The organism is Sphingomonas panaciterrae (assembly GCF_036890205.1).
Taxonomy (GTDB): domain Bacteria; phylum Pseudomonadota; class Alphaproteobacteria; order Sphingomonadales; family Sphingomonadaceae; genus Sphingomonas; species Sphingomonas panaciterrae.
On sequence record NZ_JAKNQR010000008.1, the window covers coordinates 41,150 to 66,964 of the forward strand.

General features: G+C 66.3%; 16 protein-coding genes. 10 read left to right on the plus strand and 6 right to left on the minus strand.

The genetic code is table 11. The annotated features are described in order from the left end of the window. Positions 1–73 precede the first annotated feature (73 nt). Positions 74–2,620: a PAS domain S-box protein gene (locus tag L8F96_RS15345; protein WP_145120720.1), complete on the plus strand. Its 2,547-nt coding sequence runs from the start codon at positions 74–76 to the stop codon at positions 2,618–2,620. A gap of 30 nt (positions 2,621–2,650) precedes the next feature. On the opposite strand, the gene L8F96_RS15350 is transcribed toward L8F96_RS15345, so the two are convergent. The 3 genes from L8F96_RS15350 to L8F96_RS15360 all read right to left on the minus strand — a co-directional run bounded on the left by L8F96_RS15350 (position 2,651) and on the right by L8F96_RS15360 (position 5,525). Then, entirely contained in the window at positions 2,651–3,751 is a 1,101-nt protein-coding gene (locus L8F96_RS15350; protein ID WP_334656533.1) for an NAD(P)/FAD-dependent oxidoreductase, read from the minus strand. Next, complete coding sequence (locus L8F96_RS15355) at positions 3,730–4,383, minus strand: methyltransferase domain-containing protein (RefSeq protein WP_125945707.1); 654 nt, start codon at positions 4,381–4,383, stop codon at positions 3,730–3,732. The genes L8F96_RS15350 and L8F96_RS15355 overlap by 22 nt, the downstream gene beginning before the upstream one ends. Before the next feature lie 92 nt (positions 4,384–4,475). Then, on the minus strand, positions 4,476–5,525 hold the full coding sequence (locus L8F96_RS15360) for a type III polyketide synthase (RefSeq protein WP_334656534.1): 1,050 nt from the start codon (positions 5,523–5,525) through the stop codon (positions 4,476–4,478). Positions 5,526–5,722: 197 nt separating this feature from the next. Between L8F96_RS15360 and L8F96_RS15365 the strand changes: the two genes are divergently transcribed. The 6 genes from L8F96_RS15365 (at position 5,723) to L8F96_RS15390 (ending at position 16,364) form a co-directional block, all read left to right on the plus strand. After that, positions 5,723–6,814, plus strand: coding sequence for an NADH:flavin oxidoreductase (locus tag L8F96_RS15365; protein ID WP_241212612.1), 1,092 nt, complete (start codon positions 5,723–5,725; stop codon positions 6,812–6,814). A 586-nt stretch (positions 6,815–7,400) separates the two neighbouring features. After that, on the plus strand, positions 7,401–9,128 hold the full coding sequence (locus L8F96_RS15370) for an alpha/beta hydrolase (RefSeq protein WP_334656535.1): 1,728 nt from the start codon (positions 7,401–7,403) through the stop codon (positions 9,126–9,128). A 99-nt stretch (positions 9,129–9,227) separates the two neighbouring features. Continuing rightward, complete coding sequence (locus tag L8F96_RS15375; RefSeq protein WP_334656536.1) at positions 9,228–12,260, plus strand: TonB-dependent receptor domain-containing protein; 3,033 nt, start codon at positions 9,228–9,230, stop codon at positions 12,258–12,260. 67 nt (positions 12,261–12,327) lie between these two features. Beyond that, positions 12,328–13,740, plus strand: coding sequence for a M20/M25/M40 family metallo-hydrolase (locus L8F96_RS15380; protein WP_334656537.1), 1,413 nt, complete (start codon positions 12,328–12,330; stop codon positions 13,738–13,740). Continuing rightward, positions 13,737–14,993, plus strand: coding sequence for a M24 family metallopeptidase (locus L8F96_RS15385; RefSeq protein ID WP_334656538.1), 1,257 nt, complete (start codon positions 13,737–13,739; stop codon positions 14,991–14,993). Before L8F96_RS15380 ends, L8F96_RS15385 begins: the two co-directional genes overlap by 4 nt. Positions 14,994–15,011: 18 nt before the next feature. Next, positions 15,012–16,364 carry a M24 family metallopeptidase gene (locus L8F96_RS15390; protein WP_334656539.1) on the plus strand — a complete coding sequence of 451 codons (1,353 nt, stop codon included), beginning with the start codon at positions 15,012–15,014 and terminating at the stop codon, positions 16,362–16,364. A gap of 91 nt (positions 16,365–16,455) precedes the next feature. Here L8F96_RS15390 and L8F96_RS15395 read toward each other — a convergent pair whose 3' ends face one another. Further along, the gene (locus tag L8F96_RS15395) at positions 16,456–17,802 is read right to left on the minus strand and encodes a M24 family metallopeptidase (RefSeq protein WP_334656540.1); all 1,347 of its coding nucleotides are present in this window, start codon (positions 17,800–17,802) and stop codon (positions 16,456–16,458) included. A 187-nt stretch (positions 17,803–17,989) separates the two neighbouring features. Between L8F96_RS15395 and L8F96_RS15400 the strand changes: the two genes are divergently transcribed. Both L8F96_RS15400 and L8F96_RS15405 read left to right on the plus strand, forming a co-directional pair. After that, a complete protein-coding gene (locus L8F96_RS15400; RefSeq protein WP_334656541.1) occupies positions 17,990–19,300 on the plus strand; it encodes a serine hydrolase domain-containing protein in 1,311 nt (436 codons plus the stop codon). A 75-nt stretch (positions 19,301–19,375) separates the two neighbouring features. Continuing rightward, positions 19,376–21,019: an MFS transporter gene (locus tag L8F96_RS15405; protein WP_334656588.1), complete on the plus strand. Its 1,644-nt coding sequence runs from the start codon at positions 19,376–19,378 to the stop codon at positions 21,017–21,019. Here L8F96_RS15405 and L8F96_RS15410 read toward each other — a convergent pair. Together L8F96_RS15410 and L8F96_RS15415 are read right to left on the minus strand one after the other, a co-directional pair. Next, positions 21,011–21,547, minus strand: coding sequence for a PepSY-associated TM helix domain-containing protein (locus L8F96_RS15410; RefSeq protein ID WP_046408258.1), 537 nt, complete (start codon positions 21,545–21,547; stop codon positions 21,011–21,013). The two genes, L8F96_RS15405 and L8F96_RS15410, sit on opposite strands and share 9 nt — an antisense overlap. Before the next feature lie 302 nt (positions 21,548–21,849). Next, positions 21,850–22,317, minus strand: a complete 468-nt coding sequence (locus tag L8F96_RS15415) for an Lrp/AsnC family transcriptional regulator (protein ID WP_125945606.1) — start codon at positions 22,315–22,317, stop codon at positions 21,850–21,852. A 131-nt stretch (positions 22,318–22,448) separates the two neighbouring features. Between L8F96_RS15415 and L8F96_RS15420 the strand changes: the two genes are divergently transcribed. Beyond that, positions 22,449–25,784: a VPS10 domain-containing protein gene (locus L8F96_RS15420; RefSeq protein ID WP_334656542.1), complete on the plus strand. Its 3,336-nt coding sequence runs from the start codon at positions 22,449–22,451 to the stop codon at positions 25,782–25,784. Positions 25,785–25,815: the final 31 nt, after the last annotated feature.

Sequence of the window (25,815 nt, forward strand, 5' to 3'; positions counted from 1 at the left end):
TTAGGTTAGGTCGCGTTAAATCTTTCGAACGCCGACCGTATTTATCCCCGGCATGCAGGATCTTGCTCTGACGATGTTGGATTTTTCGCCGCAGGGTCTCCGCCACGGCAATGGACATGCCAGGGTTGTGGAGAGGTCGTGCGCCGATCTGGTTGCCGCAAAGGACTGGTCGCAAACCCCGCTCGGCCCACTCGACGGCTGGCCGCACAGCCTGCGCAGCGCCACCGCCCTCCTGCTGCGCTCCCCCGTGCCGATCGTGATGCTGTGGGGCGAAGAGGGCGTCATGCTCTACAATGACGCTTATTCGGTGTTCGCCGGTGGCAGGCACCCCGACCTGCTCGGCTCCAACGTGCGCGAGGGCTGGCCCGAGGTCGCCGATTTCAACGACAATGTCATGCGGGTGTGCTTGGCCGGGCGCACCCTCCATTATCGCGACCAGGAACTGACGCTCAATCGCAACGGCCGGCCCGAAAAGGTCTGGATGGACCTCGATTACTCGCCGGTGCCCGATGAAAGCGGCCGGCCCGCCGGGGTGATCTGCATCCTCGCCGAGACGACCGAGCGGGTGGCGGCGGAGCGCCGCAGCCAGTTCCTCCTGTCCATGTCGGACGAATTGCGCACGCTTCGCACGCCGGCGGAGATCACCCGCGCAGCCTCGGTGCGACTGGGTGAATGGCTGGGCGCGAGCCGCGTATTCTATGCCGAGATAGACCACGGCATGATGACCGTGACCGATGATTATCATCATGGCGTAGCGACGATCGTCGGGCGTCATTCGCTCGTGTCGTTTGGCGACGACCTCCTCAACGCCTATCAGATCGGCACCCCCGTGGTGGTGCGTGACGTGCCCGACGACGATCGGCTCAGCGATGGCGCTCGCGCCGGGCTGACCGATCGGCAGGTGGGTGCCTTCATTGACGTGGTGCTGTTCGAGGGCGAGCAATGGGTCGGCCTGCTGGCGGTGCAGAGCGCGACGCCGCGCGCCTGGACCCCGGCGGAGGAAAGCCTGGTGCAGGAGGTGGGCGAGCGCGTCAAAAGCGCCATTGAGCGGGCCCGCGCCGAACTCGCCCTGCGCGAGCTGAACGAGACGCTGGAGGCGCAGGTCGCGCTGCGCTCCGCCGAGAGCAACCGGCTGTGGAACCTGTCGCAGGACATGCTGGCGCGGGCTGACTATCAGGGGATGATGTCCGCGGTCAGCCCGGCCTGGACTCAGGTGCTGGGCTGGAGCGAGGATGAGCTGCTGTCGCGCGGCTATGCGACCTTCATGCATGACGAGGATACCGGCCCGACCCTCGCGGCGATCGCCCACATGGCCAGGACGCGCAGTGCGGCGCGGTTCCAGAACAGGATCGCGACGCGCGACGGCGGTTGGAGGCACATCGAGTGGACCGTCGCGCCCGAACCCGACGGGGTCAATTTCATCGCCGTCGGCCGCGACCTCAGCGAGACCAAGGCACGCGAGGCGGAGCTGGAGATTGCGCAGGAGGCATTGCGCCAGAGCCAGAAGATGGAGGCGATGGGCAGCCTGACCGGCGGTGTCGCGCATGATTTTAACAACCTGCTCACCCCAATCATCGGCTCGCTCGACATGCTCGTCCGCCACGGCGTCGGTAGCGATCGCGAGCGGCGGCTGATCAACGGCGCGCTGCAATCGGCCGAGCGCGCCAAGACCCTGGTGCAGCGCCTGCTCGCCTTCGCCCGGCGCCAGCCCTTGAAGGTGACCGCGGTCGATGTCGGCCGGGTGGTCGAGGGAATGATGGGGCTGATGCGCTCCACCTTGGGGCCGACGGTGGAGCTGCGCACCGATCTCGCCGCCGAGCTTCCCCCCGCGATGGCGGACGCAAACCAGCTCGAGATGGCGCTCCTCAACCTGGCGGTGAATGCCCGCGACGCCATGCCGGACGGCGGCCAGCTGACGATCGCGGCGCATCCCGACAAGGTTCGCGCTGATCGCCCGGGCGGACTGCCGACAGGGCGCTATGTCCGGCTGAGCGTGATCGACACCGGCACCGGCATGGATGCGGAGACGGTGAAGCGCGCGATCGAGCCCTTCTTCTCGACCAAGGGGGTGGGCAAGGGGACCGGGCTGGGCCTCTCGATGGTGCACGGCCTTGCCGCGCAGCTGGGCGGCGAACTGACGATCGACAGCACGCCGGGCCAGGGCACTACGATCACCCTGTGGTTGCCCATGAGCGCCAGCGAGGCGGATCTCAGCGCCCCAACGCTTCACCTACCGACCCAGGGCACCGCGCTCGGCACCGTGCTGGTCGTGGACGATGAGGATCTGGTGCGGATGAGCACCGCCGACATGCTGGTCGACCTTGGCTACAAGGTGGTGGAGGCGCGCTCCGCCGAAGGGGCGCTGACCTTGGTCAACGGCGGGCTCGAACCCGATGTGGTCGTCACCGATCACTTGATGCCGGGGATGAGCGGCGCGCAGCTGGCCCATGCCTTGACGACGCTTCGTCCCGGGCTGCCGGTGCTGATCGTGTCGGGCTATGCCGAGGAGGAGGGGATCGACGCCAGCCTGCCGCGCCTGACCAAGCCGTTCCGTGCGGCGGAGCTTGCCGCCAGCCTGATGGCGCTGTCGCCGACCGGGCTGAGCCACGCGGTGCATTGAGCGCCGCGCAACCGGCCGCGCCTCTGCCGTTCAATCGCGGCGCGCTACCCGGGTGCGTGTCGCCAGCGCCATCAGCCGCAGCAGCGCGGGCGCGCGTGACACCGCCGCCACCATCGGCGTCGCCAGCGCAGGGCGCTCTGCCACGCCCCTGATGATCGCGGCGAGGCCGATCGGCCGGCGCAACGCCGTGCGGAAGCTCGCCTGCCAGTTCGGCGCCGCCGCCGCACCCCCGCGCACATAGGCCCGTGCGGCGTCGCTGCCGCTGGTGATCGCGATCGCCAGCCCTTCGCCGGCAAGTGACGGGATCACGCCGGCCTGATCGCCCAGTCGAAACAGCCCCGCCGGCCCCGCTGTCGTCCGCCATCCATAAGGGACGTTGGCCACCGCATCGATGATAGGGCTGTCGAGGTGCCCCAGCCGGTCGCCGAGCGCAGGCAGCTCGTCGCCGATCGCGCGAAGCAGCGCGGCCGAATCGCCTGCCATGCGCAGCCGCGACCGCCGGACTGCGAGGCACAGGTTCACGCTGCCGTCCTCCTGCCGCACCGCGCCGGCATAGCCGCGATCGAACAGGTGCAGCTCGACCGCGTCGCCGACCAGCCGGTCGAGCGTGGGTGAGGCGGCAAGGCGCAGGCGCAGCCCCAGCGCGGGATCGTCGCCGCGTGCAGCCGCCGGGCGGGCCAGGCCGCGCACATCATGCTTGCCGCTGGCCAGGAACAGCGCGTCATGCTCAATGGTCGCGCCATCGTCGGTGCGGACGCCGCCTGCGATGCTGCGTACCGCCACGCCGCGCTCCACCGCTGCGCCCAGCGCGCGCGCGCGGTCCAGCATCACCGTGTCGAGCCGATAACGCGAGACGCCAAGGGCGGGACGCGGCAGGCGCGCCTCCGCCACGCGGGTCGCGGTCAGCACCCGCACGCGGGTCACTCGCGCCGGGCCCAGCGCCGCCTCATCCACACCCAGTCGTTGCAGCTCGGCCAGCGTTCGCCAGCTGAGAAACCCGCCGCACAAGGCGTCGCCCGTCTCGCGGCTGCGCTCCACCAGGAGGTGCGGCGCACCGGCCCGCGCCAGCACGATCGCGGCGGCGGCGCCTGCGGGCCCACCGCCGACGATCAGCGCTGGCGTTCGACGCACAGCCGGAACGGGAAATGGCGCGCGACCCGCGCCTGGGTGACGCCCGCCTCGGCCAGGATCGGCGCCCATTCCCCCGGACGATAGCTGCGCGCGATCGACAGGCGGCCGTCGTGCCGGACGATCGGATGCCAGCCGAACGCACGCGCCAGCAATGGATAGCCGAGGTGCGACAGCCGGTGGCGATGCAGGTCGTTGACGATCCAGCCGACGCGCGCCTCGCTTTCCATGAAGCCAAGGAAGGCGACGAGCTGATCGTGTGTCATGTGATGCGCGACGAGGCTGGAAATGACGAAATCCCACTTTTGCCCCGCCAGATCGGCATAGTCGCCCGTGATCCAGGTGATCGGCAGCTCGGCCGGCGTATGGGCCCGCGCCGCCGCCTCGCTGCGCGGGTTGAGATCGACGCCGGTGAGATCAAGGGCAATGCCGCGTCGTGCGCCCCAGCGGGCGATGTGCCGCAGCATGTCGCCATCGCCGAACCCCACGTCGAGAACGCGATAGCGTCGTCCCGGCCGGGCCGTGCGCGCGAGGAAGCGCAGCGTCGGCCGCGCGGCGAGCGTCACGACGTTCACCCTCGCCAGGTCGCGCACCACGGCGGCGTAGATGGCGGGATCGAGATCCTCGGCATCCATCAGCTCCTCCGCCTCGGCGCGCTGCGCCAGCGATCCGCCAAGCCAGGCACGACCCGGCGCGGGCGGGCTCCCCAGGAGCGTGCGAGCGTCGGTCATGCCGCGCTTCGGAAGTGGAAGCCCTCGGCGGCAAGGCCAGGCCCGAACGCCATGGCGACGCCGTGATCGACCGGCTCACCCTGAAGCAGCCGCGCGAGCACGAACATCAGTGTCGCCGATGACATGTTGCCTGCCTCCGCAAGCACGTTGCGCGATGGCGCCAGCGCGTCCTCGGCCAGCCCCAGCGAATGTTCCACCGCGTCGAGGATCGAGCGGCCGCCGGCGTGAACCGCCCAGCGATCGACCGGCCGCGCGCCAGTGATCGTCGCGCGCAGCGCCGGCTCCGCCAATGCCGTGGCAATGCGGCCGGGCACCTCGCCCGAGAGATGCATGGCAAAGCCCTGGTCGGTGATGTTCCAGCGGATCAGCTCCGCCGCGCCGGGCAGCGTGGTGGCGAAGGGTGCCTCGATCGTGAACCCGCCGGGCTCGGCCGAGACGAGCGCCGCGGCAGCGCCGTCGCCGAACTGGAGCATCGCCAGCAGCGGCTCCAGCGCCTGCGACGCCTGGAGGTGGAGAGTCGACAATTCCACCGTCACGACCAGCACGCGCGCGTCAGGATCGGATCGCACGATGTGCCGCGCGGATCGCAGCGCCACCACCGCGGCATAACAACCCATGAAGCCGACCAGCAGCCGCTCGACCGATGGCGACAGCCCCAGCCGCGCGGCGATGATCTGGTCGATCCCCGGCGCAACGAAGCCGGTGCAGCTGGCGACCACCAGATGGGTGATTCCGTCCAGCGGCTGCTGCTGCGCGAGCTGCTCGATCGCCCGCAAGGCCAGCGCAGGCGCCGCCTCGGCATATAGCGTCATGCGCGCGGCAGTGCCGGGGTGCGGCTCGGCCGCGTAGAAGCCGCCTTCGGCCACCGGGGAGCCGGGGGCGAGCGGCAGCACCGACCAGCGATGCGCAATGCCTGAGCGCGCCGACATGCGATCGAACAGTCGCGCCTCCCGCTCGGGCAGCCGCTGGCGCGCCCAGTCGACAAAGGCGGCGTGAATATCCTGATCGGGCACGGCGGTCCCGATCGCCTGGATGGTCGCATGCACGAAAACCGGGTCCTCTTCGCGCCGTCAACGCGCGGCATGGGCAATCGGCACCAACACTGATCGCCCGTCAATCGATCATTGGCCAACGGGTTGTTCGCTCCGCCCGCGCTATTACCTTGTGCGCAACCGGTCGCGCGGCGCGGGCGCTCTCTGCTCGCGCCGCCCGCCCGCCACGATCACCTTTCAAGGAGACCTTTGTGCCTGTCGAAACGCTGCTTCAACCAATGACCCTGACGCGCGGACCGGCGTGGAAGAACCGCTTCATGCTCGCACCGCTGACCAACCAGCAGAGCCACGCCGACGGCCGGCTGTCCGAGGAGGAAGCGCGCTGGTTGACGATGCGCGCGACCGGCGGCTTCGCGCTGACCATGACCGCCGCCGCGCATGTGGCAAAAGGCGGGCAGGGCTTCGAAGGGCAGCTCGGCGTCTTCAGCGACGATCATTTGGAGGGGCTGACCCGGTTGGCGGACGCGATCCGGGCCGAAGGATCAGTATCGTCGGTCCAGCTTCACCATGCCGGCAATCGCTCGCCCAAGGAACTGGTCGGCACGCCGGTCTGCCCCTCGGACGATCCCGAGACCGGGGCGCGCGGGCTGTCCACCGCCGAGACCGAGCAGGTGCGCGATGACTTCATCGCCGCCGCAAAGCGTGCCGAGCGCGCCGGCTTCGACGGGGTCGAGGTGCATGGCGCGCACGGTTATATCCTCGCGCAATATCTCTCGCCGGAGATCAACCGCCGCGACGATCGCTACGGCGGCAGCCTGGAAAACCGGGCGCGGCTGATCTTCGAGATCATCGACGGCATCCGCGCGGCCTGCCGGCCGGATTTCCAGCTGGGCCTGCGCCTCTCGCCGGAGCGGTTTGGCCTGAAGATGGCCGAGGTGCGCGACGTCGCTGCCGAGGTGCTGAAGCGCGGCGACGTGGATTATCTCGACATGTCGCTGTGGGACGTGAGCAAGGAGCCGGTCGAGGCCGAGCATCAGGGCCGGTCGCTGCTGAGCTATTTCACCGATCTGCCGCGCGGTGACGTGCGGCTCGGTGCGGCGGGCAAGGTGATGACCGCGCGCGATGCCGCCGGGGTGATCGATGCCGGTTGCGATTTCGCGGTGATCGGCCGTGGCGCGATCCTGCGGCACGATTTCCCCAATCGCGTGGCGCAGGACGCCGATTATCGCTCGCCGCCGATCCCGGTCAGCACCCAGCATCTGCTGGACGAGGGGCTGAGCCCGCAGTTCGTCAGCTACATGCGCAACTGGCCCGGCTTCGTGGAGACCGAAGCCGCGGAATGACGTGGCGGGGAGGCGACGCCGACTCGCCTCCCCGTTCCTTTCTCAGCGGTGGAAAGGCGTATGGGCGCCTTAAGTGCCCCGACTCCGCCAATCGGAAGCCCTCCGTCTCGTTTGCCGTACCGCGCGCCGCGATGTTCGCAGTGCGACCATCTGAACGTAGAAGAGGCTCGATGCCGTGGCATCCGTGGTCGCGGCTATCGCAAATGGCGGGGCAGCAGCACTGGATCTGTCCCGATCTACTGGTCTACGAAGAGTGCTGACCGGCTGTTCGGCGGGGCTGGCAAAAGTCCACGGCCATCATCTAAGGCCATGTAAACAATAGAGTTGGCGCATCTTACTATGCTGCACTGGGCAGCGTTTCCTTCGGCCCGCCGCGGCAAGCCGCTCCGCACAACAAGTTGCAGCTGAGACCACCCCGACGTGACAGCCGCACGCCGGATCATCCATGCCAGCAAAGTATAACCTGTAGTTCTGCTAGGTAAACTTTAGTTCGCTATGCGAATAAAAGTTGACAAGGCGGATGGCTATGGCAATCCCCGTGTTGCGACGCAGCGGGAGTGGGTCGCGGCATTTTGGGGGGTTGGACATGCGAGGGAAATTCGCGGTCGGCGCTGCGATGGCAGCGCTGGCAACGGCACCGTGTGCGCTTCAGGCAGAGGATTTTCGCGTCGAGCTTTCCGCGCCGGCCGCCAAGGAGGCGCCCTACGAGGGCCGCGTCATCCTGGTGCTCGCCGCCGACGACAAGAGCGAGCCGCGCTTCCAGGTCGATGCCAGCCACGACGCCGCACAGGTGTTCGGCATCCCGGTCGAGGGGTTCCGCAACGGCCAGGCCCGCGTCGTCGGCAAGGACGTGCTCGGCTATCCGGGTCGCAGCCTCGCCGATGTGCCGGCCGGCACCTACACGGTGCAGGCGGTCCTCCATAAATACGACACGTTCAAGCTGGGCAACGGCAAGGTGGTGAAGCTGCCAGCCGCACGCGGTGCGGGGCAGAACTGGCGCAAGGAGCCGGGCAACATCATCAGCAAGCCGATGAAGGTGAACTTCGATCCCAAGCGCCCCGGTGAGATCAAGGTCGCGCTGACCGAGGTGATCGGCCCGGTAGAAGAGCCCAAGGACACCGAATTCGTCCGGCACTTCAAGTTCAAGTCCGAGCGCCTGTCAAAATTCTGGGGTCGCGACGTCTATATGCGCGGCCACGTGCTGGTCCCGAAGGATTTCGACAAGCACCTCGAGGCGAAATATCCGCTCGCGATCTTCCACGGGCATTTCCCCGAGGATTTCGGCGGTTTCCGCACCACGCCGCCTGATGCGGACATCAAGTGCGAGCCCAGCAAGCGCTTCAAGAACGAAACCTGCTACGCCCGGACGGAGCAGCAGGAAGCGTATGACTTCTACCAGAAGTGGATCTCGCCCGATTTCCCGCGAATGCTGATCGTCGAGATCGACCATTCGAACCCCTATTACGATGACAGCTATGCGGTGAACTCCGCCAACATCGGCCCCTATGGCGATGCCATCACCTATGACTTCATCCCCGCGCTGGAGAAGAAGTTCCGCGGGATCGGCCAGGGCTGGGCGCGCTTCCTGTACGGCGGATCGACCGGCGGCTGGGAAGCGCTGGCGGCGCAGGTCTTCTATCCGGACGAATATAACGGCGCCTTTGCCGCCTGCCCGGATCCGATCGATTTCCGTCAGACGATGGTGACGGACATCTACAAGGACAAGAACGCCTATTTCTGGACCGGCCCGTTCGGGAAGGTCGCGAAGCCGGGCAAGCGCGATTACCTCGGCCATCTGTCGCACACGATCGAGGACGAGAACCGGCTGGAGCTGGTGCTGGGCGACAAGACGCGTTCGGGCGGTCAGTGGGACGTGTGGGAAGCAGTGTATTCGCCGATCGGCGAGGATGGCTATCCCAAGCGGATCTGGAACAAGGCGACCGGCGAGATCGATCCTAGCGTCGCCGCCTATTGGCGCGAAAATTACGATATGCGCCACATCCTGGAGCGTGACTGGCAGAAGCTGGCGCCAAAGCTGCAGGGCAAGATCCACATCTATGTCGGCGACATGGACAATTTCTACCTGAACAACGCCGTTTATCTGATGGAGGATTTCCTGAAGAAAGCGCAGCCCGCTTATGGTGGCGAGATCCTTTATGGTGATCGCGACGAGCATTGCTGGAACGGCGATCCGACGCAGCCCAATTCCATCGGACGGCTGCGCTATAACTGGATGTACGTGCCCAAGATCCTGAAGCGGATCGAGGCGGCGGCACCCAAGGGCGCTGACCTGACGAGCTGGCGCTACAAGTAAGGCACTGGCCGCGTCGCTGGCGGGGGCTGGCGACGCGCGCCCATCTTCAACGAAAATCGATAAAATTCAGGGAGTCAGATGATGACGAATAGGTCACACTTGCGTCAATTTCTGCTGTGCTCGGCGGTCATGCTGGGCGGCGTCGCCACGCCCGCGATGGCGCAGGACAGCATTGCCGAGGCCGCCGGCCCGATGGACGATGGCGAAATCGTCATCACCGGCTCGCGCATCCGCTCGCCCAATCTGGAAAGCGTCAGCCCGGTGACCACCGTGTCGTCGGAGGAATTCGCGGTGCGCGGCACCGTGCGCACCGAGGATCTCGTCAACCAGCTGCCGCAGGTGTTCGCGGCGCAGGGCGCGGCCAATTCGAACGAGGCGACCGGCACCGCGCAGGTCGATCTTCGCGGCCTCAGCCCGTCGCGCACGCTGGTGCTGATCAACGGCCGCCGCCTGCCTTATGGCTCGCCCAAGAACATCCCGTCCGACTTGAACCAGGTGCCCACCCCGCTGATCCAGTCGGTCGAGGTGCTGACCGGCGGCGCATCGGCGGTCTATGGCTCGGACGCGATCGCGGGCGTCGTCAATTTCAAGCTGCTGGAGAATTTCAGCGGCATCCGCGTCTCCGGCAGCATCGCCGGTTTCCAGCACAACAATAATGACGAGGGGCTGCGCGACCTGCTCGACCGCAACAACCAGGCGGTGCCGGGCGCGTATCTGAAGCCGGACAAGAGCGTCTGGAACGGCTTCACCACCGAATTGTCGGCCGTCGTCGGCGGCAACATCGACGATGATCGCGGCAACGTCACCGCCTATGCGACCTACCGCAAGGTCAATCCGATCCTGCAGAAGGATTATGATTACAGCGCCTGCGCCCTGGGCGCGACGGGCCCGGGCGGCAATGCCTTCTCGTGCAGCGGCTCGGCGACCAACGATCCGGCGAACTTCACCAACGCCGGCCGTATCCCCGGCCTGCCGACCTCGTTCCGCGCCACCCGCGATGGTCAGTTCGTGCCGGGCACGCAGACCTACAATTTCGCGCCGTACAATTACTACCAGCGCCCGGACGAGCGTTACTCCTTCGGCGCCAACGCGCATTATGAAGTGAACGACAATTTCGTCCCCTATCTCGAACTGTCGTTCATGGAGGATCGCTCGGTCGCGCAGATCGCGCCGGGCACCAACAGTGCGGGCATCACCGTGGGCGCGGGCAGCATCAGCGGCATCAACTGCGACAACCCGTTCCTCAGCGCGCAGCAGGCGAACTTCCTGTGCACCAGCCGCGGCCTGTCGACCGGCAGCATCTATGACGCGGCGGGCAATTATGTCGGGCCGCAGTCGGTGGCGAACGGCGTGCTGGTCGCGCGCCGCAACGTCGAGGGCGGCAACCGCCAGGACGACATCACGCACCAGAGCTACCGCATCGTGCTGGGCGCGCGCGGCGACATCGCCGGGCCGTTCAAATATGATGTCTACGGCATCTATTCGAAGGTGAATTACCGCAGCCGCTTCTCGGGCGACGCTAACCGCCAGCGGACCGCCAATGCGTTCAACGCGGTGCGCAATTCGGCCGGGCAGATCGTCTGCGCGATCAACGCCGATGCCAACCCGAACAACAATGACGCGCGCTGCTCGCCGCTCAACTATTTCAGTGGTGCGGCCAGCCAGGATGCGGTGGATTATGTCGCCGAGGTGAAGTCGATCACCGGCGACACCAACCTCGTCAACATCGTCGCAGCGGTGGACGGCGACCTTGGCGAATGGGGCTTCACCTCGCCCTTCGCCAACAGTGGCGTCGCGGTCGCGTTCGGCTATGAATATCGCAAGAACTCGGTCGATTACCAGCCGGACGAAATCTACCAGGCGGCCGCCAGCCCCGAACTGCCGATCAACGGCTCGGTCGCGGTGAAGGAATTCTTCGGCGAATTGATCGTGCCGCTGGTCGAACAGAAGCCGTTCTTCCACAGCCTGTCGTTCGAAGGCGCCTATCGCTATTCGGATTATGACAGCGGCTTCAAGACCGACACGTACAAGCTGGGGCTGAACTGGTCGCCGGTGCGCGATTTCCGCTTCCGCGGGTCGTACCAGCGTGCGGTGCGTGCGCCCAACGTGATCGAGCTGTTCTCCAGCCAGCAATTGTTCGAGGTCGAACTGACCGAGAATGCCAATGGCTCGTTCGATCCGTGCTCGGGCGCGGTGCCGATCGCGACCTTCGCGCAATGCGCCCGTACCGGCGTGACGGCGGGCCAATATGGCAACATCGTGGACAATCCGGCCGGCCAGTTCAACTCGCTGATCGGTGGCAATCCGGCGCTCGATCCGGAAACCGCCAAGACGCTGTCGCTGGGCGCGGTGTTCGAACCGCGCTTCGTGCCCGGCCTCGTCATCTCGGTCGATTATTTCGACATCAAGGTCGAGAACCTCGTCGGCAGCGTCAATCCGAACCTGTCGATCGCCAACTGCCTGGCGAATGGCGACCCGTATTTCTGCAGCCTGATCCAGCGCAGCCCCGACAGCGGATCGCTGTGGCAGGGCGAGAACGGCTACTTCCGCCGCTTCAACGTCAACACCGGATCGCTGCAGACGAAGGGCGTCGACGTGGTCGTCGATTACCGCCTGAACCTGAACGATCTGGGCATCAACGCCGGTCGCCTCAGCTTCAACCTGGTCGGCACCTATCTCGACTCCTACAAGACGGTGCCGCTGCCCAATTCGCCGCAGGCCGACGTGTATGAATGCGCCGGTCTCTATGCCGGCCTGTGCGGTCGTCCGCGGCCGGAATGGCGCCACAAGTTCATGACCACCTGGGCACCGGCCGACCGGTTCAGCCTGACGGGGACGTGGCGTTATGTGTCGTCGGTGAAGATCGCGCAGACCAGCAGCCAGCCGGCGCTGACCGGCAGCTTCTCCGAAGTGAACCGCGAACTGGGTTCGCGCAGCTACTTCGATCTCGCCGCCGCATTCCAGGTGCGCAAGGACCTGACCTTCCGCGCCGGTGTGAACAATCTGTTCGACAAGGATCCGCCGCTCACCACCACCGCGGCGATCGAGGACGGCGGCAACGGCAATACCTACCCGCAGTTCTACGATGCGACCGGGCGTTATTTCTTCCTCAGCGCGTCGGTTGGCTTCTAAGGAACATTGCCAATGGCCGGAGGCGCGCTGTAGCGCCTCCGGCATCTTTCGTGGGTGGGGAATTGTTATGAAATTGCGTTGGTGTGCCGGTGCCGCGATGGCGCTTGTCCTCTCGTCTGCCGCCGTGACGGCGTCGGCCGCGCCCGTGACGGACGCCGACCGGGCGATGGCACGCCAGATGCTGGAGGAGGCGATCGCCATCCCGACCGCCAAGGGTCGCGGGCAGGTGCCGACGCTGATCGAGAATTATTCCAGGCGGCTGCGTGAGGCTGGCTTCACCGCTGACGAGATCATGACCGTGCCGGTCGAGATCGACGGCGAAAAGACCGCCGGGCTGGTCGTCCGCTATGCCGGGCGCAACGCCAAGGCGAAGCCGATCGCCTTCCTCGGCCACATGGACGTGGTCGACGCGCTGAAGGAAAACTGGTCGACCGACCCCTATGTGCCGACCGAGAAGGACGGCTACATCTACGGTCGCGGATCGACCGACAACAAGGCCGGCGTGACCGCGCTGGTCGCCAGCTTCATCCGCCTGAAGAAGTCCGGCTTCGTGCCGGAGCGTGACTTGCTGCTCGCCTTCTCGGGCGACGAGGAAAGCGGCATGATGACGACGCGCGCGCTGACCAAGCACCCGCTCGTCTCGCGTGCCGAGTTCGCGCTCAATTCCGACGCCGGTTCGGGCGCGATGGGGGAGGACGGCAAGTACCGCTTCAACATCCAGGCGGCGGAAAAGACCTACGCCAATTTCGCGATCGCGGCGAAGAATCCGGGCGGGCACAGCTCCGCGCCGCGCGCCGACAATGCGATCTATGATCTCGCGCGCGCGCTGACCAAGCTGGAGGCGCTTCGCTTCCCGGTCGAGTTCAACGAGATCACCCGCATCATGGTCGCCGACATGGCGAAGGAGAAGGGCGGCGAGCTCGGCACCGCGTTGACCACGATGCTGGCGAACCCGAACGATGCCGCGGCGCGCGCCGTGGCGGAGAAATATCCGCACCAGTCGAACCTGCTGTGGACGACCTGCGTCTCCACCATGTTGCAGGCAGGCAATGCGCCCAATGCGCTGCCGCAGAATGCCACCGCCACGGTGAACTGCCGTATCTTCCCGGGCACGTCGGTGGAGGATGTGCAGAAGACGATTGCGCAGGCGGTCGGCAATGACAAGCTGACCGTCTCGCTGGTCGGCGAAGGCGTCGCGAGCCCGGTGTCGCCGGTCAATCCGGCGCTGTTCGCGCGGCTGCAGAAGGCGATGGAGGCGACCTATCCCGGCGTGACGCTGAAGCCGAGCATGTCGTCGGGCGGCACTGACGGGCGCGAGTTCCGCAGCGCCGGGATTCCTACCTATGGCGCCGGCGCGCTGGCGCTGGGCGCGGACGACAGCCGCGCGCACGGCACCGACGAACGCGTGCCGATCGCGGCCTATCTGAAGCAGCTTGATTATTGGGACTTCCTCTTGCGCGACCTCGGGGGGCGCAAGTGATCGGCCGGCTCGCGCGCCGCGACGTGCTGCGCGGGGCGGCGGCGGGCGGTGCGCTCGCCGCGCTGCCCGGCGCGGTGCTCGCCGGGCAGGGCGCTGCCCCCACGCCATCCTTCCCGCCGATCGCACCGATCAGCCGTGCCGAGCGTGAGGCCAGGCTTGCCCGGATGCAGGCCGAATTGCGCCGCCGGAATATCGGCGCGCTGCTGGTCGAGGCCGGATCGAGCCTGGTGTATTTCACCGGAATCGACTGGTGGCGCAGCGAGCGTACCACCGCGGCGGTAATCCCGGCCGACGGCCCGGTCCTGATCGTCACGCCCTTCTTCGAGGAACCCTCGATCCGCGAAATGCTCGACGTGCCGGGCGACGTGCGCGTGTGGCAGGAGGACGAAAGCCCCTTTGCGCTGATCGCCGGCTGGCTGAAGGAGAAGAAGCTCGGCGCCGGCACGCTCGCGGTAGAGGAGACGGTGCGCTTCTTCATCGTCGATGGCGTGCGCCGCCTGCTGCCGGGGCTGAAGACCGTGTCCGGTGCCGATCCTGTCAATGCGTTGCGCATGATCAAGAGCCCGACCGAGATCGCGCTGCTGCAACGCGCCAACGACATCATGATTGCGGCCTATCGCGCCACGCACGGCCAGGTGCAGGCGGGAATGACCGGCAATGATATCAACGCGATCATGGAACGCGAGCTGAAGCGGTTCGGCGGCCAGCGCGCGTCGAGCAGCGCGCAGATCGGCCCGGGCAGCGCGCTGCCACACGGTTCGAAGGAGCGGCTGAAGCTGACCGAGGGCACCGTGGTGCTGATGGACTGCACCTGCAGCACGCACGGCTACGTCTCCGACATCTCGCGCACCTTCGTCTTCGGTGAGCCGACGGCGGAGCAGCGCCGCGTGTTCGGCCATATGCGCCAGGGCATGAATGTCGCGATGGACGCCGCCAAGGTCGGCGCGCCGGCGGGCAGCGTCGATGATGCGGTGCGCAGCTATTACGAGAAGCTCGGCTACGGTCCGCGTTACGCGCTGCCGGGCCTGTCGCATCGCACCGGGCACGGCATCGGGCTGGACGTGCACGAGCCGGTGAACCTGGTGCATGGCGAAACCACGCCGCTGGCGCCGGGCATGTGCTTCTCGAACGAGCCGGGGATCTATCTGCCGGGCAAGTTCGGCATCCGCATCGAGGATTGCTTCTACATGACCGATCAGGGGCCGCGTTTCTTCACGCAGCCGCCCTCGTCGCTCGACAAGCCGTTCGGATAAAAAGGGGAGGGGGCTGAAATGCCACGTTTGAAGAGCCTGTTGGGCGGCGCTGCGGCGTTCGCCCTGGTGGCGCTCGCGCCCGCGGCGATGGCGCAGGAAGAACAGTCCATGTCGCCGGCGCTGCCAAAGATCATGAGCCAGCGCGATCAGGCGCAGCTGCGCGACGCCTGGCTGGAGCGTCGCTTCGAAACCGTGCTGCCGCAGCTGATGCGCGAAAACGGCATCGACATGTGGGTGCTGATCGCGCGCGAATATCTCGAAGACCCGGTGGTCTCGACGATGCTGAACGCCACCAACTTGCGCGCGCGCCGGCGGACGATCATCATTTTCTTCGATCCGGGCGCGGGCAAGCCGATCGAGCGGCTGGTCGTCAGCAAGCACGGCATGGGCGATCTCTACACGCCCGTCTGGGACATGGAGAAGCAGCCCGACCAGTTCGCCCGCGTGCGCGAGCTGATCGCCGAGCGTAACCCGAAGAAGATCGCGCTCAACATCTCCTCGCTGACCGCGTTCGGCGATGGCCTGACCCACAGCCAGTACACCGATCTGATGAAGGCGCTGACGCCGGAGCAGCAGGGCCGCATCGTCTCGGGCTATCCGCTCGCGATCGGCTGGCTGGAAACGCGCACGCCGGAGGAAATGAAGGTCTATCCGGAGATCGTGCGCGTCGCGCATGCGATCATCGGTGAGGGCTTCTCGCCGGCGGTGGTGAAGCCGGGGGTGACGACCAACGAGGATCTCGTTTGGTGGTATCGCCAGCGCGTCGCCGACCTTGGCCTTGCATCCTGGTTCCACCCCTCGGTGGAGGTCACCCGCAAGGGCGTGCCGGGCGTGCTGCGCGAAAAGGCGAGCGTCATCCAGAAGGGCGACATGCTGCGCGTCGACTTCGGCATCCATTACCTCAATTTCAGCACCGATACGCAGCACGTCGCCTATGTGCTGCGCGACGGCGAGACGGATGCGCCCGCCGGGCTGCAGGCGGGGCTGCGCGACAACAATCTGGTGCAGGACGCGGTGACCAGTGAGTTCCGCGTCGGGGCGACCGGCAACGAGGTGCTCAACCGCGCGCGCGCCAAGGCGATCGCGGCGGGGCTGAAGCCGACGATCTATTCGCACCCGATCGGCTATCACGGCCATGGCGCGGGCAGCTCGATCGGCCTGTCGGAAGAACAGAAGTTCGTCCCGACCGGCGAATATAAGCTGCGGCCGAACATCGCCTGGTCGATCGAATTGATGGCGACCAAGGCCGTGCCCGAGTGGGATAACCAGATGGTCGATTTCAAGAGCGAGGAAGACGCCTTCTTCGACGGCAAGACCGTTCGCTACATCGACGGCCGCCAGACCAAGTTTCACCTGATCGGGGCACGCTAGATTCCCTTTGCGGCCGGCGTGTGTCGCGCCGGCCGGTCTGCGTTGTCCCATGACTGGGCTCATCCCGATTTTACGGGATGAGCCCGATTTTCTACTGGCGCGGGATCAGCAGGAATTCCTCCTGCCCGCCATCGAGGAAGCGGAAGGTACCATCCGCGGCGAGGAAGCCGTTCTCCTCGTGCATGAAACGCACCTTCTGCCCGCCGCCCCATTCGGGCACATTGGCCTGTGCGTTCAGTTCGATCGACCAGGCGGTGTTCGGGTCGATGCGATAATCACCGCGGCCGGGCGCCGGCTTCTGGCTTTCCCACGCGCCGATCCACGTCCCTGCGCCATGGCCGTGATGGCCGATCGGGTGTGAGTAGATCGTGCCGTCGATCTTCTCCGCCTCCACCTGCCGGCGCGCGGCGGCGAGCACTTCGTTGCCGGTGCGGCCCGGCTTCAGCGCCGCGATCGTTGCGGCGCGCACGCGGTTCATCGCCGCCATGCCGTCGCGCAGCCCCTTGGGCGCCTGCGTTTCGCCCGGCTTCAGCACATAGGCGAGCCGCTGGATGTCGGTATTAAGGCCAAGGTAGGTGATGCCGAAATCGACGTGCAGCATGTCGCCCGGCATGATGATCGTGTCGCCGCGATGGCCCATTTCCTGCACGCTGAACTTGCCACCATCGGCGCGCTGGATGGCGACGCTCGGCTGGAACCACGTGTCGAGGCCAAGCGCGTTGATGCGGTTGCGGAAAAACCACACGACATCGTCGGAGGTGGTAACCCCCGGCGTGATGACGCGATCGGAAAAGCCCTCCTCGATGATCGCATGCGAGATGCGCGAGATCGTCGGATAGGCGGCCATTTCCTCCGGGATGCGCGTCTCGAGCCAGCCTAGCGCGAGCCGTTCGTGCGAAACGAGGCGCTTCGACATGTCCGGCCCCAGCGCACGGACGATCGCCTCATAATGGGTGGAGCTGAGCCCATCGGCGAGCGGGAAGCCCTCCGAACGATTGAGCGCGATCGTCGCGGGATTGCGCTGGCCGATGATCTTCGCGAGCTCGGCCCATTGGTCGGGCTGTTCGTCGGGGTTCCAGGAGGGCTGGAAATCGCCGACCGGGTAGCGCGCAAGCGCCAGCTTTTCGATCGGCTTGCCCTCGCCCGGATCGAAGAAGACGAGGATCGTACGACGGCGGGCATGAAGCCAGGTGGCGGGCAGCATCGTCGCCATCACCGGATCTTCGTTATATTCGCCCGCGACCAGCACCCACATCTGCACCTTGTCGCGGCGCATCAGCGTCGGCAGCAGCGTGTCGAGCCGCTGCTTCAACCAGCGATCCTCCGTTTCCGCACGCCGCTCCAGCGGCAGGATCGCGGGCATCGCCCGGTCCGCGGGGCTTTGCGCGATGGCAGGTGACGTGGCGCCGATCGCCAGCGCCATGGCCAAGGTAATCATGATACTCCCCCTTTTGTTGTTCACATAGCGAACGGTTGTTTGGGAGAGTGGCTAGCGTGCCGGTTGACGGTTGGAAAGGGGCAGTCACTACCCGGAAAAACGCGCCAGGATTTTGACCGGGGCACGTTGCCGCCACCGGGGCGACGCGGCATAAGCCCGCTGACCTCTGCCACTTGCCGGAAACCCGATGCTTCAACCCTTTCGCACGCCGCAGCTGGCATGGACGCGGCGTCGCATCTTGGGGGTGGCCCTGCTGCTGATCATCACCGCGATCGCGCTCGTGATGATGAGCCTCAGAAGCTCGTCCGCGGTGGTCGTGCAGGCGACGCAGGAGATCAAGCCGGCGGTGCCCGATCTCCTCTCGACCAAGGGCGTGACCGAACCGGGCCGTGTCGATTATCGCCGGCTGGATTCGCGCATCGCGCTGCTGATGCAGGAAAAGGATTTTGTCGGCCTCGCCGTCGCTGCCGTCGAACGCGGCAAGGTGCGCTTCCTGCGCGGCTATGGTGAGACACTCGCCGGTTCGGGCGACCCGGTGACCCCCGATACGGTATTCCGCTGGGCCTCGGTATCGAAGGGCGTGGCCTCCGCCCTGGTGACCAAGCTCGCCAAGGAAGGCCGCGTGTCGCTGGAGGCGCCGGTCGAGGGGCTGAACACCAGCCTGAAGCTATCGCCCGCGGGCCGCAACGTGACCGTCGCCGACGTGCTTTCGCACCGCGTCGGCATTGTGCGCAACGCATGGGACGACCGGCTCGAACAGGGCGCCGATCCCCGCGCGCTGCGCGCACAATTGGGCACGCTGCCGCTGCTCTGCCCGCCGGCCAGCTGCTACGCCTATCAAAACATCGCCTATGATACCGCGGCGGAGATCGTCGAACATGCCGCCGGCCAGCCTTATGGTGATGTCGCCCACGCCCGGCTCTTCGCGCCGCTCGGCATGACCAGCGCCAGCGTCGGGCGGCTCGGCCTGCAATCCGCACCCAGCTGGGCCCGGCCGCATCGCGGACGCACGCCGGTAACGGTCAAGGACGCCTATTACCGCGTGCCCGCCGCGGGCGGCGTCAATTCCTCCGTCAGTGATCTTGCCCGCTGGATGCTGGCGCAAATGGGGAAGGCGCCGGACGTGCTGTCGGCCGAGATGCTGCAGACGATGCACATGCCGCGCGTCTCCACCCCGCCGGCCGGCCGCCGGTCGGGCATGGAACGCGCGCTTACCCAGGCGTCGTATGGCCTTGGCTGGCGCAGCTTCAATTATGCCGGCCATGCGCTGGTCGGCCATCGTGGCGCGGTGGAGGGCTATGGCGCGCTGGTGCTGTTCGATCCGGCCGAGCAGAGCGGGATCGTGATGCTGTGGAACAGCGGCTCGTACAACGCCGCGCGGCTGCAGCTGGAATTCTTCGACATGCTGTACGGCCTGCCGCCCACCGACTGGCTGGATCTGCCCGCGTCGAGGGGTCAGCAGAGGACGGCGCGCGCGGGGGCCGGCCGAGCCGGCTGAGCCCGGCAGCGGCAAAAGATCGATGATCCGCCCGTGGGGACGGATCATGCGGGCGGCTTCTGCATTCCACCAGGGATGCGTTTCGCCGCCGACTCCCCCTTCAGCCTTCCATTGTTTCGCGCGGTATGGATCGCCAGCCTGTCGTCAAACTTCGGCGGGCTGATCCAGGCGGTCGGCGCCTCGTGGATGATGACCAGCCTGGGCGCCTCGGCGCAGATGATCGCGCTGGTCCAGGCCTCGACGACGCTGCCGATCATGCTGCTGTCGCTATGGGCCGGCGCAGTGGCCGACAATCTCGACCGGCGCCGCATCCTGCTCACCGCGCAAAGCTTCATGCTGATCGTGTCGGCGCTGCTCGCGATCGGCACGTGGCTGGGCTGGATCACGCCCTGGCTGCTGCTGATCTTCACCTTCCTGATCGGCTGCGGCACCGCGATCAACGGGCCCGCCTGGCAGGCGTCGGTTGGCGACATGGTACCGCGTCCGATGCTGTCGAGCGCGGTCGCGTACAATAGCATGGGGTTCAACATCGCGCGCAGCGCCGGCCCCGCGATCGGTGGCGCGATCATCGCGGCGGCGGGCACCGCGACCGCCTTTCTCATCAACGCCCTGAGCTACGTTGGGTTGATCGTCGTCATTGCACGCTGGCGCCCGAACCTGCCGCCGCGCAAGCTGCCGCGCGAGCGGCTCGGCCTCGCGATGGCGGCGGGGTTGCGCTACGTGCGCATGTCACCGTCGATCCGCATGGTGCTGGGCCGCGCGGCGCTGTTCGGCGTCGCGGCCAGCGCGATCCCCGCGCTGATGCCGATCGTCGCGCGCGACCTGATCGGCGGTGGGCCGCTGGTCTATGGCCTGTTGTACGGCGCGTTCGGCGTCGGCGCCGTCGGCGGCGCCTTGGCGTCGCGGCGCTTGCGGATGCGCATGGCGACCGAGGGGATCGTGCAGATCGCCGCGCTGGCGCTCGCCGTCGGTGCCGCAGTGACCGCTGCGGGCATCTTCCTGCTCGCCTTGCCTGCCCTCGCGCTGGCGGGCGCTGGCTGGGTGCTGGCGCTGTCGACCTTCAACGTCAGCGTTCAGCTCGCCTCGCCGCGCTGGGTCGTCGCCCGCGCGGTCGCCCTGTACCAGATGGCGGCGTTCGGCGGCATGGCGGCGGGCAGCTGGCTGTTCGGATCGGTCGCCGGCACGCACGGCGTCGCGATTGCGCTGCTGAGTGCCGCGTCGGTCCAGTTGCTCAGCATCCTCGCCGGCGCGATCCGCCGCCTGCCGGAGATCAGCCAGCTCAACCTGGATCCGGCGAACACCTGGCGCGAACCCGACACCGCCGTACCGGTGGAACCGCGCACCGGCCCCGTCGTCATCACGGTGGAACATCGCATCGCAGAGGCCGACATTCCCGCCTTCCTCAGCGTGATGAGTGAACGTCGCCGCATCCGGCGGCGCGACGGCGCGCGCGACTGGACGTTGATGCGCGACCTTGCCGATCCGCAATTGTGGATGGAGCGATTCCATTTTCCGACCTGGCTTGAATATGTGCGGCACAATGAACGGCGTACCCGCGCCGATATCGCCAACAGCGATGCGCTGCACGATCTGTGGCTGGATGCGCAGCCCTCGGTCATCCACCGCTGGATCGAACGGCAGACGGGATCGATGCCGGGCGCCGGTGCGGACGATGCGCGCGCGTTTGACGCCGTGACCGATCCGTCGCGGTCAAGCTGACGGGCGGCGACGTTCCTTGTCGATGCGCTTGCGCCGCCGCACCAGCATCGGCAGCGCGAACAGATAGACCCCCGTCGCGCCCATGAAGATCAGCGCGATCCCCGATCCGAACGACAGCACATACTTCGCCCAGTCACCCATGAAGCTGAAATCGTGGATCGTCTCCAACAGGTCGGAGGTGCGATAGCCGGTGTCGACCGCCGCCCCGCTCGTCAGGTCGACCTGCACTTCATGCCGCGACTTCAGGATCACTTTTGCGATGCCATCCTTGGGACGCACGTCGATGCGGTCGATGTCCTTCCACGTCACCCCGGCATGCGCGGGCAGCGCGTTCACCGATGTGACAAGCGACGCCAGCGATCGGTCGGGCAGCCCCGGCGCAATGCCGTCCCGCGTTGGCGGCTGCAGGAAATCCACATCCTTCTTCAGCGCCAGCAGCGACCCGGTGATTGCGATCACGAACAGGCTGATCAACAGGGCCGGCGACAGCCAGTAATGGATCTTGCGCAAGAGACGCTGGGCGGACATCGGGCTCTCATACCGGCTGCGTCGACGCGGCCAAGTATGTTGAACGTTGGCAATGTAACTTTTCGTGTCTCGCAGCGCATAAGCACCAAAAGACAAACAAGTCTTGGTTCGACTTAACCAAAGCCTATGGATGACGCATTGAATTTTGGCGAGACAGGCTCAACGCTTCTCGCCTAGCTTGCCGGCTTCGGAAGCGGGGGCGGATGAAGCAGGGGGGATTGCCAGGTTGCGCCAGCGCGCGCGCGGTGTCGCGCGACGCTGGCCCGTGTCCCAGGCGCCCTCGCCATGCCCCCGTTCATCGATTACGACACCTTCACCGGGCGCCGAAGCACCGTTTTCAGCACGAAACTGGAATTGATTCGCGACAGCATCGGGATGCGCGACAGCGTGCCGAGCATCGCCTGATAATGTTCAAGGTCGTCCACGACGACACGTACCAGATAATCATAATCCCCCGTCATCTGGTAGCAGTCGGTGACTTCCTCCACGTCCTGGATGTTGCGTTCGAATATGGTCAACGCCTCGTCCGACTGACGATCAAGCGTGATCGAGATCATCGCTTCGATCGCACCACTCAGCCGCCGCTCGTTAAGGCGGGTGGTATAGCCAAGCACATAGCCTTCGCTTTCGAGGCGGCGCACGCGGCGCAAGGTGGGTGTCAGCGAAAGCCCGATTTCGTCCGCCAGATCGCGCCAGGAAATCCGCCCGTTATTGGTCAGTATCTGCAGGATGCGCGTGTCGAATGCATCCAGCTTTGCCTTTGTTGCCATTCTGCTGTCCCCGTTGGCCCGCTTTTTCACGGATCTTCGTCAGGGACGCTTACACACACAGGCTCATACCGCAATTCGATCGCGTGCCTTTGTCGCGGCGATCTTGTTCTTTTTCTTTCGGAGGATCGCTCATGAAAAGACGCCTGATTTTCGCCTTGTTGCTTGCCGGCACGCCGTTGACGATACTGCCGCAGGTTGCGGTCGCGCAGGAGGCGAAGGCCGCCGCGCAGACGCCGTTCGCCGGGATGCAATATCGCCTGATCGGCCCGTTCCGCGGCGGGCGAGTCAGTGCGGTCGCCGGCGTGATTCAGGAACCCGATACCTTCTACCAGGGCGCGTCGGGCGGCGGCGTGTGGCGTACCGAGGACGGGGGCAACAGCTGGCAGCCCTTGTGGGACAAGTTGCACGAGGCATCGCCCTCGATCGGTGCGATCGTGGTCGCGCCGTCGGACCAGAACGTCATCTACGTCGGTACGGGCGAAGCGAACATCCGCGGCAACGTCATCACCGGCAACGGCGTCTACAAGTCCACCGATCGCGGCAAGACGTGGCAGTTCGCCGGCCTGCGCGACAGCCAGGCGATCGGCCGCATGGTCGTCCACCCGACCGATCCGAACACGGTATTCGTCGCGGCGCTCGGCCATCCGTTCGGCGATAATCCGGAACGCGGCGTCTATCGCACGCGTGACGGCGGCAAGACGTGGCAGCGCGTGCTGTTCGTCGACCAGAAGACTGGCGCGATCGACGTGCAGATGGATCCCAACGATCCCAACACGCTCTGGGCCGGGATGTGGCAGGTCCACCGCAAGCCATGGACGATGGAAAGCGGCGGGCCCGGCAGCGGCCTCTATCGCTCACGCGACGGCGGCACGACGTGGGAGAAAGTGACCGGCAACGGCCTTCCCGCGGGCATTCTCGGCCGCATCGGTGTCGCGCCATCGGCGGATCCGAAGCGCGTCTATGCGCTGATCGAGGCGGCGGAGGGCGGGCTGTTCCGCACCGACGATGGCGGCGCAAGCTGGCAGCGGATCAGCGACCGCGGCGATTTCCGCCAGCGCGCCTGGTATTACACCCATGTCATCGCCGACCCGAAGAACAAGGACAAGGTCTATGTCCTGAACGTCAACGCCTACAAGTCGGAGGACGCGGGCAAGACGTTCAAGACCATGCCGACCTTCCACGGCGACAACCATTCGCTGTGGATCAATCCCAACGACACCGATCGCATGGTGGAGGGGAATGACGGCGGCGCGAACGTGTCGGTCAACGGCGGCGCCAGCTGGACCACCGGCATGAACCAGGCGACCGCGCAATTCTATCACATCTCCGTCGACAAGCAGGTGCCCTACCGCATCTATGGCGCGCAGCAGGACAACAGCACCGTGTCGATCGCCAGCGGCAACGTGCGCGGGCCGATCGGGCAGGAAAGCTTCTACGCGGTCGGTGGCGGCGAAAGCGGCTATGTCATCGCCGATCCCAAGAACCCCGACGTCACCATCGCCAACAGCTATGGCAATTACGTCACCCGCTACGACCACAAGACCGGGCAGCTGACGCCGATCGGCCCCTTCCCGCGCGAGGCGATGGGCTGGGCCGCGAAGGACCTGGAGCATCGCCCGCAATGGACGGAGCCCCTTCTCTATTCGCCGCACAACCCCAACGTCCTCTACAATGCGACGGAGGTGCTGTGGCGCACCGACAATGAGGGGAAGAGCTGGACCAAGATCTCCCCCGACCTCACGCGCAACGACAAGTCGAAGCAGCAATCCTCGGGCGGCCCGCTGACCAAGGACAATACCGGCGTCGAATATTACAACACGATCTTCAGCGTGAATGAATCGCCGGTGCAGAAGGGGCTGATCTGGGTCGGCACCGACGACGGGCTGATCCACGTCACCCGCGACGAAGGCGGCAGCTGGGAGAATGTGACGCCCAGGGCGATGCCGGAATGGGCGACGGTCAACATGGTGGAGCCCGATCCGCGCCGCCCGGGCACGATGTACGTGTCCGCCGACCGCCATCGCCTCGACGATTTCAAGCCCTATGCCTTCCGCACCGACGATTATGGCAAGACGTGGACGTCGATCACCAACGGGCTGCCGGCGGACGCCTATATGCACGTCATCCGCGCCGATCCGGCGCGGCCGGAGCTGCTGTATGCCGGCACCGAGAACGGCGTGTTCATCTCCTTCAACGGCGGCAAGCAATGGCAGCCGTTCCAGATGGGCCTGCCGCGCAGCCCGGTACATGACCTTGCCATTGCCGGCGCCGGAGACCTCGCGGTGGCGACGCACGGCCGCTCCTTCTGGGTGCTCGATGATCTCAGCGCGGTGCGGCAATGGTCGCCCGACATTGCGAAGAAGGACGTCCACCTCTTCCAGCCGCGCGACACGATGCGCATCCTCTACACCGGCTATGGCAATGGCACGGGCGGCCCGACCGGCACCAATCCGCCGCAGGGAGTGATCATCTATTACCACCTGAAGGAAGGGCAGGCAGAGCCCAAGGCCGCCGGGAAGGTCGACGCCAGCTACACGCCCAAGACCACCGATGCGCCGTCGACCGCTGGCGCCACGGCGACCGGCGCGGTCAAGCCGCCGGTCGACAATGGCATCAAGCTCGAGATTCTCGATGCGACGGATCGCGTGATCCGCACCTATCCCGCCGTCGAGGCGCCGGGGGCTGATGACGGCGAGGAAGAGGAAGGCCGCGGCCGCAAGCCGGCGAAGCTCACCCGCAATGCCGGGATCAACCGCTTCGTCTGGGATTTCCGCGAAGAAGGGCCCGTGAAGGTGCCCAAGGCATCCTTGTGGCGCAACGCGCGCGGCGGGCCAGTGGTGCTGCCCGGGCAGTATAAGATCCGCCTCACCGTCGACGGCAAGAGCCAGGTCCAGCCGGTGACGATCACGCCCAACCCGAACCTGACGGTGACCCAGGCCGAGCTGAAGCAGCAATATGATCTGGTCTCCGCGATCAACCGCGACTTCAATCGCGTGCAGACCGCGGTACTCGAACTGCGCGCGCTGCATCAGCAGCTGGGTGACGTGCGCAAGGCGGCGGCCGGCAAGCCGGCGCTGGTCAGCGCCGCCGATGCGGTGGAGGCAAAGGCGACCGCGGTCGAGGATGTGCTTATCCAGGTGAAGAACGTCGCCCCGCAGGATCCGCTCAACTATCCGATCCGCCTCAACAACATGCTGATCTCGCTCGCCAGCACCGTGTCGCAGGGTGACACCGCGCCGGCGCAGCAGCACCATGAGGAATATGCCAAGCTGAAGGCAGTCGCTGATCAGCAGCTTGCCGCATGGGAACAGATCAAGGCAGGCGACCTCGCCCAGCTCAACGGCCAGCTGTCACAGCAGGGCGTCGCGCCGGTGAAGCTGGTCGCGAGCGTCCAGCTGGAACGCGACCGGGCGGAGGCCCTCGCCAGCTGGATGCCCGAGGACGAGCAGGTCGGGATGGAGCACTAGGCGCGCAACAAGGCGGCCGGGGTGTGGTGCT

Coding starts and splice junctions, on each gene's coding strand:
- L8F96_RS15415 (WP_125945606.1), bottom strand. CDS start 22,317: ATGGCAACAAAGGCAAAGCTGGATGCATTCGACACGCGCATCCTGCAG.
- L8F96_RS15390 (WP_334656539.1), top strand. CDS start 15,012: ATGCCACGTTTGAAGAGCCTGTTGGGCGGCGCTGCGGCGTTCGCCCTG.
- L8F96_RS15345 (WP_145120720.1), top strand. CDS start 74: ATGTTGGATTTTTCGCCGCAGGGTCTCCGCCACGGCAATGGACATGCC.
- L8F96_RS15420 (WP_334656542.1), top strand. CDS start 22,449: ATGAAAAGACGCCTGATTTTCGCCTTGTTGCTTGCCGGCACGCCGTTG.
- L8F96_RS15395 (WP_334656540.1), bottom strand. CDS start 17,802: ATGATTACCTTGGCCATGGCGCTGGCGATCGGCGCCACGTCACCTGCC.
- L8F96_RS15405 (WP_334656588.1), top strand. CDS start 19,376: ATGCGTTTCGCCGCCGACTCCCCCTTCAGCCTTCCATTGTTTCGCGCG.
- L8F96_RS15355 (WP_125945707.1), bottom strand. CDS start 4,383: ATGGATGCCGAGGATCTCGATCCCGCCATCTACGCCGCCGTGGTGCGC.
- L8F96_RS15370 (WP_334656535.1), top strand. CDS start 7,401: ATGCGAGGGAAATTCGCGGTCGGCGCTGCGATGGCAGCGCTGGCAACG.
- L8F96_RS15410 (WP_046408258.1), bottom strand. CDS start 21,547: ATGTCCGCCCAGCGTCTCTTGCGCAAGATCCATTACTGGCTGTCGCCG.
- L8F96_RS15380 (WP_334656537.1), top strand. CDS start 12,328: ATGAAATTGCGTTGGTGTGCCGGTGCCGCGATGGCGCTTGTCCTCTCG.
- L8F96_RS15400 (WP_334656541.1), top strand. CDS start 17,990: ATGCTTCAACCCTTTCGCACGCCGCAGCTGGCATGGACGCGGCGTCGC.